Genomic DNA, 13,187 nt, shown 5'->3' on the forward strand with positions numbered 1-13,187 from the left:
GATCGTGCCGGGCTCGCGGGCCCTGGCACCGCGCCTCGCCGATCCGGCCCGATCAGAAGGGAACTCCCTAGATGTCTCCTCGGATGACGCGGCGCACGGGCTTCGGCATGGGAATCACCTCGCCTTCGACAAGAGCGGGGCGGAGCGGGCGGGAGAGGGTCCGGGCACGGACCGCCTCCGAGGCCGCCGGAGTGAGCGCCCGGCGGCCGGTTCAGGGCGCTACGGCAGGGCGGCGGCGGTCACCGCCGGCACGCGGCGCGGATGCTCGGGGGCGGCGCCGGCCTGCGGCTCTCCGGCGCGTCCGCGGTCTCCCGGAAGCTCGCCCGGTGTGCCGCGACGCCTGTCCGGCGGTTGGCAGGCACCGTGCCGATCAGGCGTGGAAGCCGTCTCAGGTCTGAACCCCTCGCCGCCCATTCCCCACCCCCGAATGCGTCGACCCCGGCTGTGTCGCCCGAATTTCGCATGAGGTGCGGTGGAGCTACCAGGGTAAAACAGGACGGCCGGTTCTCCTGTGGCCGGACTCGCCGAAGGGCTCCCGGCCGTGCCCCGCCCGGCCAACCCCTCCTCGAACGGGGAGATGGCGGCTCGACGCACCGCCCGGAGGGGGCACGGGGGTCGCGATGACACCCGGGGCCGGAAAGAGGCGAACAGGACATTCCCCTGCGGTCGATCATGCCGGCGGATGGCTCGATGAAATCATCCCCCGCGGGTGTGCCCTGGGGCGCCGGTGGCGGACACGCCGGAGCGCGTCCGGTCTTCTCCATCGGGCAATTCCGGCTTCAGTGGGCCGGATTGCGGGTGCGGTCGCGGGCCGCGCCGTGGGCCGTGTCGCGGGCCGCGCCGTGGGCCGTGTCGTGGGCCGTGTCGTGGGCCGTGTCGTGGGCCGTGTCGTGGGCCGTGTCGTGGGCGCGGGCTTCGGCGGCCGTCTTCAGGTCGCGCAGCCACGCTTCGAGGCCCTGGCGGAGGATCTCGGTCGCGACGGGGACGTGCGCTTCGACCTGGGGGCCGGTGTGGGTCTCCTCGGTGCTCACCCGGACACCGCCCCTGACCTTGGTGAAGGTCCACACGTGAACGCCGTCGATACGCAGTCCGTCGGCGATCGCGGGACCGGTCCAGCGGATGCAGGAACCGCGCCTGAGCTGCTCGACGGTGGAGGTGATCTCCAGGCTCGTGGCGGGAGTCACCGGGTTGGGCGGCACCGGCATCGTCCACCGGAACGCGGAACCCGTCCGGAAGGGGCCGTGGTCGAGACGGTCCGCGCCGGTGACGGCGGCCTTCCAGGCCGGCCAGCGCTCCACATCGGCCTGGAGCCTCCACACGGTGTGCGGCGGTGCGTGGATCACGGTCTCGGTCCGGTGGCGGACGAGGGCGGCGGGGTCGACCCCTTCCCCCCGGCAGGTGAGGGGCTGACCGGGGTGCGACGGGGCGGCCCCGGCCGGCGCGGCGGCGGTGCCGAGGAGACCGGCGACCAGCGGGAGGGCCCACAGCGCGGCGCGGACCCGGGAGCCGGTGCGGAAGCCGGTGCGGGTGCGGGAGGTGGTGCCGGTGGCCGCGTGCGTGCCGGTACGGGTGGTGGCGCGGGCGCCGGTCTCGGTCTCGGTCTCGGTCTCGGTGGTGGCGGTGGTGGTGGCGTGGGTGCCGGGCATGGCGTTCCTCTTCTCCGTCGGTCTCTCAGCCGATCGGCGCGTCGCCCGGAGAACGGGCGCCCACCGAAGAGCCTCTTGCGTTCGTGAGAAGTTATAACGCTATGCCTCACGGGCGGTCAACCACCACCGTGATAGCTTCTAACGAAATTTGAGGGCTGTAGCCCCACGGACGAGGGAGGAGGCGGTCGTGCCGAGGACGGATGCCACGACACCGAGGGAGCGCTACCGCGCCCAGGTGCGGGCCGAGGTCAAGGAACACGCCTGGGAGCAGATCGCCACGGCGGGGGCGTCCGCGCTCTCCCTCAACGCCATCGCCCGGCAGATGGGGATGAGCGGACCGGCGCTCTACCGCTACTTCGCCAGCCGGGACGACCTGATCACCGAACTCATCCGCGAGGCGTATCTGAGCCTCGACGACACCCTCCGCGCGGCCTCCGCCGACGGCCCCGATCTGGCCGCGCTGGCCCACGCCCTGCGGGGCTGGGCCCTGGAGGACCCCCAGCGGTATCTGCTCGTCTACGGAACCCCGGTCCCCGGCTACCACGCGCCCGACGACATCACCGGCATCTCCGGCCGGATCATGGCGACCCTGCTCGACGCGTGCGCGGCCCTGGCCCCGGAGGGCCCCACCACACCGTTCGGCGCCCATCTGGACGGCCACCGGAACTGGGCCGGGGACCACCCCGCCCCGTCCGCCGCCCTCCAGCGGGCCCTGACCGTCTGGACCCGGCTGCACGGAATCCTCTCCCTGGAGCTGGCGGGCCACTTCGGCGGGATGGACTTCGACCCCGCCCTGCTCTTCGAAGCCGAGCTGACCGAGTTGCTGGCACCCCGGGCCTGACCGCCCGGCCCGGCTTCCGCCCCTCCCCCGCCGACGGGTCGCGCACCGGCCGCCGGCCCGGTGGCGACGGGCCCGGGTGTCCCCGCCCGTCAGGGCTGTCCGGCCCTCGCGCCGGGGCCGTTCGGCACATGCGGGCCCGGCTCGCCCGCCGGACACTGGAGACAGGCGGTGACGCCGGTACGGCGCACGCGGAAGAACGGAAGTGCTGTGATGAATGGTCCGGTCGTCGTCGGTGTGGACGGCTCGAAGTCGGCGCTCACCGCGGTGGAGGTCGCGGCCCGGGAGGCGCGGCTGCGCGGGGTGGGGCTCCATGTGGTGCACGCCTTCATCTGGCCCACGCTGCATGTCTCCCTCGGCCCCTCCCCGGTCGGCCCGAAGGACGGCGGACTGCGCAACACGGCCGAGCGGCTGCTCTCCGACGCCGTGACCCGGGCCCGGGAGACCGAGCCCGGCGTCGTGGTCACCCAGGACCTGGTGACCGGCGAGGCGCTGACCGTGCTGGAGGCGCAGTCGCGGGACGCGTCCCTGGTGGTGGTCGGCAGCCGGGGGATGGGCGGGTTCATCGGGCTGCTGGTCGGTTCGACCGCGGTGCACCTGGCCGCGCACGGGCGGTGTCCGGTCCTGGTGGTGCGCGGCGACGCGCGCGGCACCGGGCCCGTCGTGGTGGCGGTCGACGGCTCGCCGGAGGCCGGCGCGGCCATCGGCTTCGCGTTCGCGGAGGCGGCGGCGCGGGGCGCCGAACTGGTCGCCGTCCACGCGTGGAACACCTGGACCGAGCGCGGGGACGACGACCCCGGGTTCCCGGAGAACCTGGTCGACGGCATCGACCGGATGCGCGCGGCGGAGGAGCGTCTCCTGGCGGAGGCGCTCGCCGGGTGGCAGGACCGGTATCCGGAGGTCACCGCGCACCGGCGGCTGGTGGAGAACCGTATCCGGCAGGCGCTGATCGAGGAGACCGAGCAGGCGCAGTTGATCGTGATGGGCGCGCGGGGCCGGGGCGGCTTCGCCGGGCTGCTGCTGGGTTCGGTGAGCCAGGCGCTGCTGCACCACGCGCACTGCCCGGTGGCGGTGGTACGCGGCGACCGGCCGTGATCGCCGGCCGGCGGGCGGCCCGCGCCAGGGGGTGCGGGCCGGGCCGGCGGAGGCGTCGGCGTCCGTGACCGTGCCGGGGCCGGGGCCGGGGGCCGGTGGTCTTCCGGCGCTGAGGGCCCCCCGCACGGACCTCCGTGCGTCGCGGCGACGGGGACGGCGCGTGGTGAGCCCGGGCCCCCGCGCTGCCGCCGCCACCGGGAAGGTGAGCGCCCGGCCGGTCCGCGCGGGCGGGCGGTCAGGAGTCGGCGGACTTCCAGGCCGCGCGGACCCGGGCGGTGAAGCCGGCGGCGGACTCGCGGCCGGCGGTGGTGCCGTGGCGGGCGGCCAGGTCGTCCACCGGGTCGTCCGAGGCCTCCTGGATGTCGAGCACCAGGACGCTGGTGCCGTCCTGGACACCGGCGCTGAGGAGGATGAGCCCGGCGGTGTTCTCGGTGTCGCGCCGGGCCTCGACCGCGTCGCCCAGCAGGGCACCGGCGGTCATGCCGACGAAGACGCCGAGGGGTCCGCCGATGAGCCCGACGAGGCCGCCGCCCGCGCTCCCGCCGACCGTGGCCGTACCCGTGCCGACCGCGTGGTTCTCGGGGATGTCGAGGGTGCCGTCGGCGGCGCGTTCGATGACCGCCGCCTGGTGCAGTCCGGGCAGGTGCTTCGCGTCGGCGAAGGCCGCCCGGCACCGGTCGGCTTCGGTGAAGGGCAACGTGACTACGCGGTGGACGGACACGTCTCCCGGACCTCCTTCGGCCGCCGGGCTCCGGCGGGGCGGGCGGCGGCGGCCCACGGTGTCGGGCCCCGGGGCAGAGTAAGCGGCCCCGGGCGCCGGCGGGGGCATTGCGCGCCCGTCGGCGCGGCGGTCTCAGCGGCTCACGGAATGTCCCGGCCGGCCGGGACGACGGCGTCCGCCTCGATCTCCATCAGGAACTCCGGTGAGACCAGCGAGACGACCTGGAACGCGGAGGAGGCGGGGAGCCTGGCGGGGTCCATGACCTCGTTGCGGGCGACCGCCACCTGCTTCAGATGGGAGACATCCGCCATGTAGTAGGTCAGCCTGACCACATCCGCGAAGGTCGCCCCCGCGGCCTCCAGACAGCGCCCCAGGTTCGCGAACACCTGCCGGGCCTGGGCCAGCGGATCGTCCGGGCCCACGAGCCGCCCCCGCGTGTCCAGCGCGAGCTGGCCCGAGACGGCGACCCACCGGCCGGTTCCCGTGACCACATGGGTGTATCCCGTACCGGCGGGCATGCCGCCCGGTCGGGCGATGTGCGTCAGATGATGGTTCGTCTGATTGTTCGTCATGGCGGCATCCTCACATCCGGCCCCGGGTGCCCCTCACCCAGCCCCCGGAGCGGCGGCCCCGGGGCCGCTCACAGGAGCGTCGGCGCGTGGAACGCGCCCAGCCCGGAGGTCAGTTCCCGGTCGACCCAGTAGCGGCGGGGCTCGACGAACATGACATCGACGCTGACGGCGAGGATGCCGGGGATCTCGGCCAGCTCGCCGTCGATGAAGAGCGCCAGGGCCGCGCGGTCGGTGACCAGACCGGTGGCGAGGACGGACAGGTCGCTGGCGACCTGGGCGACGAGGCGGGTCTGCGGGAGCTGGTCGATCCGGCGCATGACATCGGGGGTCTCACCGGGGGCCACGCGCAGGCGGAGCATGAACGGGGTCTGGAAGCCGAGCCACTCCGACACGATCTCCAGGCGCGGTCTGACCCATCCCTCGTCGAGGATGCGGCGGACGACCCGGTGCGCGGTGGAGGTGGCGAGGCCGGCGGTGCGGGCGATGCCCGCGGCGGAGGCGCGGCCGTCCTGGATCAGTTCGGCGACGGCGGTGCGCTCGGCCTCGCTGAGCGGTTTGGCGGGCGGTGTCGCGGTGGCGGTCGCGGTGCCGCCGGGCCGGGTGCCGGTGAGTGTCAGCAGGGCGTCGCGTTCGGTGCCGGTGAGGAACCGGGGGTCCCAGGTGATGCCCCGGCGCAGAGTGCTCAGGGCGGGCAGGGCGTTGACACGGCGTACGCCCGGGATGGAGAACATCCGATCGATCGCCTGGCTGGTGGCGGCCTCGGAGGGGGCGTGGACCACGGCGTAGAGGGGGTAGTCGCCGGAGATCTGTGCCATCAGCTGGAGATGCGGCAGATCGCGGAGGCGCTGGAGGACGGCGAGCGGGGTCTCGCCGGTGATGTCCAGGAAGACATGGACCGGCATCGCCGTGGTGTGCATGCCCCAGTCGGCCTGCCCGATCACCCGGACCATCCGCGCCTCGCGCAGCCGGTCGTACCGGCGTTTGAGCGTGCTGGCGTCGGCGGCCAGGATTCCGCCGAGGTCGTCCCAGGTGCCCCGGGGTGCCAGATGCAGCGCGCCGATGAGGCGCCGGTCGAGCTCGTCGAGGAGAGGGCGGGTCATAGCGCCTCACCTTAGCCCGCTGGTTAATCCCACCGTTACCTTTAAAGACTAGAGAATCTCCCACTCAGGTGCCATTGTTCGCAGGAACATCCTTCACCTGCACAAAGAGGTACCTATGAGCGCCACCTCCGCCGGGCCTCGGCCGACCGAGCCGGAGTCGAGAGTCCTGCGTATCGCGTTCCGGGGTTTCGCGGCGATCGAGAAGGTCGGCAACAGACTCCCGCATCCGTTCTGGCTGTTCTGGATGCTCGCCGGGGTCGTCGCCGTGCTCAGCGCCGTGCTGGCGGCGGCCGATGTCACCGCCGTGCACCCCGGCACGAACAAGACCATCACGGTGGAGAGCCTGCTGAGCCACGCCGGTCTCACCATGGCCATCGAGGGGGCGGTGGACAACTTCGCCGCCTTCCCGCCGCTGGCCACCATCCTCACCGTGATGTTCGGCATCGTGGTCGCTGAGAAGAGCGGGCTCTTCTCGGCCCTGCTGCGCCGCATGGTCGCCAGGGTGCCGGGCAAGTACCTCACCTTCGCCCTGTCGCTGACCGCGATGGTCAGCCATGTCGCGGGGGACGCGGCCTACTTCACCCTCGTCCCGATCGGCGCGCTGATCTTCCGGGCCGCCGGCCGCAGCCCGGTGCTCGGCTGCATCGTGGCGTATGTCTCGATCTCCGCCGGGTACAACGCCTCCCCGTCGCTGACCACCACCGACGTCCTGCTGTCGGGCATCTCCACCGCCGCAGCGCAGACCATCGACCCGGGGTATGTGGTCACCCCGGTGGGCAACTACTTCTTCGGCATCGGCTCATCGGTCCTGGTGGCCCTGGTGATCACCCTGGTCGTCGACAAGGTCATCGCCCGCCGCTCGGACCTGGAGCCCGATGAGCCCCTGGGCGCCATGGAAGCCGGGGAGCTGGAGGCCATCGAGGTCACCGGGCGGCAGCAGCGCGCGCTCCGCGCCACCGGCCTGGTCGCCCTCGGCTTCATCGCGCTCCTGATCGCGGCCATGACGCCCGTCTCGTCTCCGCTGCGCGGAGAGGGCGGCGGCATCGTCAACTCCCCCGTGATCGGCGGGATGGCGCTCGTCCTGGGCCTGTTCTTCGCGGTGCTCGGCACCGTCTACGGACGGATGACCGGCACCTTCTCCGCCGCGCGCGACATCATCGGGGCGATGGTCGACGGCACCCGGTCGATGGCGCCGATCCTGGTGCTGTTCTTCGCGATCTCCCAGTTCCTCGCCTACTTCAAGTGGACGAACATCGGCGACATCCTCGCCGTCAAGGGCGCCGAGACACTGCGCGCCCTGGACATGGACGGCTGGACGGTGCTGGTCGGCATCGCCGTGCTCATCACCTTCATGAACCTCGTCATCACCAGCGGCTCCGCGCTGTGGGCGCTGGCGGCGCCGGTGCTCGTGCCCATGCTGATGCTCATCGGCATCGAGCCCGAGACCACCCAGGCCGTCTACCGGGTCGCCGACTCGGTCACCAACTGCGTCACCCCGATGAGCCCGTACTTCGTGATGGCGCTGGGCTTCATCCAGCAGTACCGCAAGTCCGCCGGGATCGGCACCCTGGCCTCCTTCACCATCCCGATCGCCGCCGTCGTCTGGGTCGCCTGGATGGCGTTCTTCGTGGCCTGGTACCTGCTCGGCATCCCCTTCGGCATCAGCTGACCCGCTCCCGCCGCCGGCCGAGCCCCGCGCTCCCGCACCCCGACCCCGTACGAGAAAGCAGATCATGACCGCATCGCCCGCAGCCGTCCTCACCGCCCGCGCCCACGAGGTGTCGCCGGAGATCGTCGCCGACATTATGCGGCTCGTCCGCCACGAGACCGGCAGTTACGATCTGCCCGGTCTCGCGGCGGGCCTGGACCTCCTGCGCGAACTGGCCGTCCTCCGGCTCGGCCGGCCCGACCACGAACAGCGCCACCCCGGCGGCCAGTGCGGCGACACCCTCGCCCTGACCTACACCGGTACGGGTCCCGGTCATGTCGCGCTCATCGGCCACTACGACACCGTGTGGCCGGCCGGCACCCTCGCCGGCTGGGAGCAGCCGTCGCCGGCCGGCGACGGCCGGGAGAGGCTCAGCGGGCCGGGGATCTTCGACATGAAGACCGGACTGCTCCAGGGAGTCTGGGCGCTGAGGCTGGCCCGGGAGAGCGGCGGGCCCGTGCCCACCGTCACCTTCCTCTTCAACGGCGACGAGGAGATCGGCTCCCTGTCGTCGCGGCCGGTGATCGAGGAACTGGCGCGGCGGGCCGACGCCACGCTGGTCCTGGAGCCCAGCGCCCACGGCGCGGTCAAGACCGCCCGCAAGGGGTCCGGGATCTTCCAGGTCACGGCGGTCGGTGTCGAGGCGCACGCCGGGCTCGCGCCGCAGGACGGGGCGAGCGCGATCACCGCGCTCGCCGAGTTCGTGATCGCCGCCGCCGGGGTCGCCGACCCCGGCAAGGGCACCACGATCAACACCGGCCTGTTCACGGGCGGTTCCGCCACCAATGTGGTCGCCGGACGGGCCGGCGCCAGTATCGACATCCGGATCAGCAGCGAGGACGAACAGAGCCGTGTCGACGCGGAGCTGGACGCGATCAGGGTCAGCGACCCCCGCGTCCGCATCGAGATCGAACACGCCTGGAACCGGCCGCCGATGACCCTCGGAGCCGCCTCCGCTCCGCTGCTCGCCCTGGCCCGTGAGGTCGCCCGTGAGCAGGGCCGCGGGGAGCTGCCCGCCGCCTCCGTCGGCGGCGCCAGCGATGCCAACTTCGTCGCCGCCCTCGGTCTGCCCGTCCTGTGCGGCATGGGCGCGGTCGGCGACGGCGCGCACGCCCAGGGCGAGTTCATCTACCCCGACACGGTGCCGGCCCAGACGGCCCTGGTCGCCGCCCTGCTGGGACGGCTGGCCCAGCCGCTGGGCGGCCGGGCCCCGGCGTCCTGACACCCGGCCCGGAAGGACGGCGGGCGCCCTACACCCGGAGCACCTGGGGGCCCAGCAGCGCATAGCGCTGGGCCTCCGCCGCCGGGAGCGCGGTGTCGGTGACGATGGTCTCGAACTGCGCGGGCTCGGCGAAGCGGCAGAAGCTCACCGCGCCGAACTTGGTGTGGATGCCGAAGAGGACATGGCGCCGGGCCGACTTGATGGCCTGGGCCTTCACCGCGCCGACCGCCGGATCGGGGGTGGTGAGGCCGTACTCGCGCGAGATGCCGTTCGCGCCGATGTACGCGAGGTCGATCACGCACTCGGCGAGCATCGCCGTCGCCCAGTGGTCGACCGTGGCCATCGTGCCGCCGCGCACCCGCCCGCCGAGCAGGATCACCTGCGCGCTCTCCCGGCGGGCCATGCAGGACGCGGTGGCGAGGGAGGCGGTGACGACGGTCAGCGGGCGGTCGCCGGGCAGTGCCTCGGCGATCAGCTGCGGGGTGAAGCCCTCGTCGATGAAGACCGTCTCGGCCTCCCCGAGGAGATCGGCGGCGGCCGCCGCGATCCTGGTCTTCTGCGGCACCCACTGGCGGGTGCGCGTGGCGAGGGTCGTCTCGAACCCGGCGCTCTCCACCGGATGGGCGCCGCCCTGCACCCTGCGCACCAGCCCGAGCGCCTCCAGGGCCCGCAGATCCCTCCGTACCGTCTCCGGCGAGACGGTGAGCACCCGGGCGATCGCGGTGACGGAGACCGAGCCGTCCCGGCGGGCCACGGTGAGGATCTCCTGTCGGCGGCTGTCGGCGTCCACGGTCCGCGCTCCTCTCTTCTCCGGGGCGACACTCCGGCGGATGTCGCGCGAAGGGCACATTCTCCCCGCCCCCACGGGGTGTTGACCATGATGGCTGCACCGGCCACGAGCCCGGCCGGCCGGCGGCGGACCGATGGCTCCGCGCCGGCGAACGGGCAGGGAACGGGCCCGGCCCACCGCGCCTTCGGGCAAGCGAACGCCTCCCCTCCGCTCCCGTTGATCGTCTGACCAGCGGTTACGGATGGTACGAAACGGGCACGAACGGACATCATTCCTGTCACGAACCGCCTGGTCACAGCCGGTCACCGGACGGTAGAAACAGTCCAGGGCCCGAACGGGCAGTCTGTCCAGGCGATGTCGGGAGCGGCCACGTGGACGCGGAAGAGCGGCGTTTGAGGATTCTCCACCTCACCCGCGGAGCGGGCGCGGTCGCCGTCGCGGATCTGGCGGCGCGGTTCACCGTCGCCCGGGAGACCGTGCGCCGGGATCTGACCGTGCTGGAGAACGAGGGGCTGATCCGCCGGACGCACGGCGGGGCGCACCCGGTGGGGAGGGCGGAGCCGCCCCGGCCGCTCCCGCCCCGGGCCGCGGCCGACGCGCCGGCCCGGGCGCGGATCGCGGCGGCGGCGGCCGGGTTGCTGGGCCCCGCCGAGACGGTCTTCATCGACGAGGGCGTGACCCAGCAGCTCATCGCTCGGGCGCTGCCCAGGGAGCGGGCCCTCACCGTCGTCACGCCGTCGCTGACCGCGGCGCACGCGCTCGGCGACGCGGAGAGGTTCACGGTCCTGCTGCTCGGCGGCCGGGTGCGCGCCGCCACCCTCGCCACGGCCGACCGGGAGGCGGCCCGGATGCTCGCCGGGTTCGTGATCGACCTCGCGTACCTCGGCGGCGGCGGTGTCTCCCGTGAACACGGTCTCACCGTGACCGACCCGCTGGTCGCCGCGGTCAGGTCCCAGGTCGTACGGGGGTCGAGGCGCCGCGTCCTGGTGGCGGCGCACACGGCGTTCGGCAGGGTGCGCCGCTGCCGCTACGCCGCCGTCCGCGATCTGGAGGCCATCGTCACCGACACGGATGTGCCGCGGACGGAGGTGCGGCGCTACTCCCTGCTCGGCCCCAGGGTCCTGCCCGTGTGACCGCCCGCCCCTCCACACCCGTACCCAGGAGGTGTCATGCCCGCTCGGAGGCGACGATCCGTGATGAGGCGCGCCGGAGCCATCGCCGCCGCTGTGCTGCTGGTCGCCGGATGCGGATACACGGGGGCGGGCGGCGGCTCATCGGGGCCGGGCACCCTCCATGTCCTCATGGTGAACAACCCGCAGATGATGGAGTTGCGCCGGCTCACCCGGGACCACTTCACCCGGGAGACCGGTATCGCGGTCGAGTTCACCGTCCTGCCGGAGAACGATGTACGCGACAAGATCAGCCAGGACTTCGCCAACCAGGCCGGTCAGTACGACATCGCCACCATCAGCAACTACGAGGTCCCCATCTACGCGAGGAACCAGTGGCTGCGCCCGTTGGACGACTACATCGCCAAGGACACGCCCTTCGACCGGAAGGACATCCTCCAGCCGCTGACCACCTCGCTCACCGCCGAGGACGGCAAGCTCTACGCGGCACCCTTCTACGGCGAGTCGTCGTTTCTCATGTACCGCAAGGACGTCTTCGCCGAGAAGGGGCTGACGATGCCCCGGAAGCCGACCTGGCGTGAGGTCGCCGGCCTCGCGGAGCGGGCCGACGGCGCCCGGGACGGGATGAAGGGGATCTGTCTGCGCGGGCTCCCCGGGTGGGGCGAGATGATCGCCCCGCTGACCACCGTCGTCAACACGATGGGCGGCACCTGGTTCGACGAGGACTGGCGGGCCCGGCTGACCTCGCCCGAGTTCACCAGGGCGACCGCGTTCTACGTCGGTCTGGTCCGTGAGCACGGGCAGGCGGGAGCCGCGCAGTCCGGCTACGCGGAGTGCCTCAACAGCCTCATCCAGGGCCGGACGGCCATGTGGTACGACGCCACGGCCGCCGCCGGGTCCCTGGAGGCCGAGGACTCACCGGTCCGGGGAAAGATCGGGTACGTCCCGGCGCCCGTCGAGCGGACGGACGCGTCCGGCTGGCTCTACACCTGGGCCTGGGCCATGCAGAAGGCGTCCCCCAACCCCGGCAGCGCCTGGCGGTTCATCTCCTGGGCCGCCGGCAAGGAGTACGAGGAGCTGGTCGGCGCGGAGCTGGGCTGGGCCCGCGTACCGGCCGGGAAGCGGGCGTCCACCTACCGCAACCCCGCCTACCTCCGGGAGGCCGCCGCCTTCGCGGCCGTCACCCGCGGCGCCATCGAGAGCGCCGACCCCCGGAATCCGGGCACGCAGCCGCGCCCCGCCCCCGGCGTGCAGTTCGTCGGCATCCCGGAGTTCACCGATCTCGGCACCCGGGTGTCGCGGGAGATCAGCGCCGCCATCGCGGGCCGTCAGTCCGTCGGCGAGGCGCTGCGGACCTCGCAGGAACTGGCGGAGAAGGTCGCCGAGGGGTACCGGCGGTGAGCGCCCCGCCGGCCACTCCCCCGCGCTCGGCCCCCCGCGCGCCGTCGGCCGTCCGTCCCCGGGCGGGCCGCCCGCGCGTGTGGGCCACCCGGGCGCCCCTGCTGCCCGCCCTCGTCTTCCTGGTCGCGGTCACCCAACTGCCCTTCGTGGCGACCCTGGTGATCTCGCTCTTCGACTGGAACGCGCTGGCCCCCGACGACCGGCGCTTCGCCTGGTTCACCAACTACGCCGCCGTCGCCCGCGATCCCGCCCTGCGGGAGTCGGTCCTCACCACGGCCCTGCTCACCGCGACGGTGGTGGTGGCCAGTGTGGTTCTCGGCCTGCTGTTCGCGCTGCTGCTGAACCGCGCCTTCCGGGGCCGGGGGCTGGTGCGGACCCTGTTCATCACCCCCTTCCTCCTCGTCCCCGTCTCCGCCGCGCTGCTGTGGAAACACGCCCTCTACAACCCGGAGTACGGGCTGTTCAACGGCGCGTGGACATGGTTCACCGGGCTCTTCGGCGACGACACCCCGGCGCGCGCCGACTGGATCTCCGCCATGCCGCTGATCGCGGTGGAGGCGTCGCTGGTCTGGCAGTGGACGCCCTTCATGATGCTGATCCTGCTCGCCGGGCTGCAGAGCCGGCCCGCCGACGCGATGGAGGCGGCCCGGCTCGACGGGGCGAACGCCTGGCAGCTCTTCCGCCATCTGACCCTGCCGCATCTGCGGCGCTATCTCGAACTCGGCGTGCTGCTCGGCTCGATCCACATCGTGCAGAACTTCGACGCGGTCTTCACCCTCACCTCCGGAGGGCTGGGCACCGCCAACCTCCCGTACACCGTCTACCAGACGTTCTACCAGGCCCATGAGTACGGAGTGGCCTCGGCCGCGGGCGTCGTGGTCGTGATCGGCACGATCGTGATCGCGACCTTCGCCCTGCGGGTGGTCTCCTCCCTGCTCCACGACGCCGCCGCGAAGGGGTGATC

11 protein-coding genes and 1 pseudogene are annotated in these 13,187 nt (G+C 73.0%); 7 read left to right on the top strand and 5 right to left on the bottom strand.

Features of this window, described 5'->3' with window-relative positions; translation table 11 throughout:
• Positions 1 to 893: 893 nt before the first annotated feature.
• Positions 894 to 1,487, bottom strand: a pseudogene (locus ACWCRA_RS20930) (SRPBCC family protein); the annotation flags it as partial.
• A 346-nt stretch (positions 1,488 to 1,833) separates the two neighbouring features.
• Between ACWCRA_RS20930 and ACWCRA_RS20935 the strand changes: the two are divergent.
• Positions 1,834 to 2,487 carry a TetR/AcrR family transcriptional regulator gene (locus tag ACWCRA_RS20935; RefSeq protein ID WP_451068288.1) on the top strand — a complete coding sequence of 218 codons (654 nt, stop codon included), beginning with the start codon at positions 1,834 to 1,836 and terminating at the stop codon, positions 2,485 to 2,487.
• 210 nt (positions 2,488 to 2,697) lie between these two features.
• On the top strand, positions 2,698 to 3,579 hold the full coding sequence (locus tag ACWCRA_RS20940) for a universal stress protein (protein ID WP_351554253.1): 882 nt from the start codon (positions 2,698 to 2,700) through the stop codon (positions 3,577 to 3,579).
• 235 nt (positions 3,580 to 3,814) lie between these two features.
• Here ACWCRA_RS20940 and ACWCRA_RS20945 read toward each other — a convergent pair whose 3' ends face one another.
• The 3 genes from ACWCRA_RS20945 to ACWCRA_RS20955 form a co-directional block, all read right to left on the bottom strand.
• On the bottom strand, positions 3,815 to 4,300 hold the full coding sequence (locus ACWCRA_RS20945) for a histidine kinase (RefSeq protein ID WP_351555819.1): 486 nt from the start codon (positions 4,298 to 4,300) through the stop codon (positions 3,815 to 3,817).
• Positions 4,301 to 4,440: 140 nt separating this feature from the next.
• On the bottom strand, positions 4,441 to 4,872 hold the full coding sequence (locus tag ACWCRA_RS20950; RefSeq protein ID WP_351555822.1) for a RidA family protein: 432 nt from the start codon (positions 4,870 to 4,872) through the stop codon (positions 4,441 to 4,443).
• Positions 4,873 to 4,940: 68 nt separating this feature from the next.
• Positions 4,941 to 5,972, bottom strand: coding sequence for an Lrp/AsnC family transcriptional regulator (locus tag ACWCRA_RS20955; RefSeq protein ID WP_351555825.1), 1,032 nt, complete (start codon positions 5,970 to 5,972; stop codon positions 4,941 to 4,943).
• A gap of 115 nt (positions 5,973 to 6,087) precedes the next feature.
• Between ACWCRA_RS20955 and ACWCRA_RS20960 the strand changes: the two genes are divergently transcribed.
• Together ACWCRA_RS20960 and ACWCRA_RS20965 are read left to right on the top strand one after the other, a co-directional pair.
• Positions 6,088 to 7,641, top strand: a complete 1,554-nt coding sequence (locus ACWCRA_RS20960; RefSeq protein WP_351555828.1) for an AbgT family transporter — start codon at positions 6,088 to 6,090, stop codon at positions 7,639 to 7,641.
• 64 nt (positions 7,642 to 7,705) lie between these two features.
• A complete protein-coding gene (locus tag ACWCRA_RS20965; protein WP_351555831.1) occupies positions 7,706 to 8,902 on the top strand; it encodes a M20 family metallopeptidase in 1,197 nt (398 codons plus the stop codon).
• 28 nt (positions 8,903 to 8,930) lie between these two features.
• Here ACWCRA_RS20965 and ACWCRA_RS20970 read toward each other — a convergent pair whose 3' ends face one another.
• Positions 8,931 to 9,692, bottom strand: a complete 762-nt coding sequence (locus ACWCRA_RS20970; RefSeq protein WP_451068289.1) for a DeoR/GlpR family DNA-binding transcription regulator — start codon at positions 9,690 to 9,692, stop codon at positions 8,931 to 8,933.
• A gap of 371 nt (positions 9,693 to 10,063) precedes the next feature.
• On the opposite strand from ACWCRA_RS20970, the gene ACWCRA_RS20975 reads away from it, so the two are divergent.
• Genes ACWCRA_RS20975 through ACWCRA_RS20985 form a run of 3 tightly spaced genes read left to right on the top strand, consistent with a single transcriptional unit; the run spans position 10,064 to position 13,185 of the window.
• Entirely contained in the window at positions 10,064 to 10,825 is a 762-nt protein-coding gene (locus tag ACWCRA_RS20975; RefSeq protein WP_351555837.1) for a DeoR/GlpR family DNA-binding transcription regulator, read from the top strand.
• 36 nt (positions 10,826 to 10,861) lie between these two features.
• Positions 10,862 to 12,223, top strand: a complete 1,362-nt coding sequence (locus tag ACWCRA_RS20980) for an ABC transporter substrate-binding protein (protein ID WP_451068290.1) — start codon at positions 10,862 to 10,864, stop codon at positions 12,221 to 12,223.
• Complete coding sequence (locus tag ACWCRA_RS20985; protein ID WP_451068291.1) at positions 12,220 to 13,185, top strand: carbohydrate ABC transporter permease; 966 nt, start codon at positions 12,220 to 12,222, stop codon at positions 13,183 to 13,185. Before ACWCRA_RS20980 ends, ACWCRA_RS20985 begins: the two co-directional genes overlap by 4 nt.
• Positions 13,186 to 13,187: the final 2 nt, after the last annotated feature.

It is taken from the genome of Streptomyces sp. NPDC001889, from assembly GCF_053594535.1.

What these genes read in the sequence shown, in the direction of transcription:
- ACWCRA_RS20940 (WP_351554253.1), top strand. Translation starts at nt 2,698, where the DNA reads ATGAATGGTCCGGTCGTCGTCGGTGTGGACGGCTCGAAGTCGGCGCTC.
- ACWCRA_RS20950 (WP_351555822.1), bottom strand. Translation starts at nt 4,872, where the DNA reads ATGACGAACAATCAGACGAACCATCATCTGACGCACATCGCCCGACCG.
- ACWCRA_RS20955 (WP_351555825.1), bottom strand. Translation starts at nt 5,972, where the DNA reads ATGACCCGCCCTCTCCTCGACGAGCTCGACCGGCGCCTCATCGGCGCG.
- ACWCRA_RS20960 (WP_351555828.1), top strand. Translation starts at nt 6,088, where the DNA reads ATGAGCGCCACCTCCGCCGGGCCTCGGCCGACCGAGCCGGAGTCGAGA.
- ACWCRA_RS20965 (WP_351555831.1), top strand. Translation starts at nt 7,706, where the DNA reads ATGACCGCATCGCCCGCAGCCGTCCTCACCGCCCGCGCCCACGAGGTG.
- ACWCRA_RS20980 (WP_451068290.1), top strand. Translation starts at nt 10,862, where the DNA reads ATGCCCGCTCGGAGGCGACGATCCGTGATGAGGCGCGCCGGAGCCATC.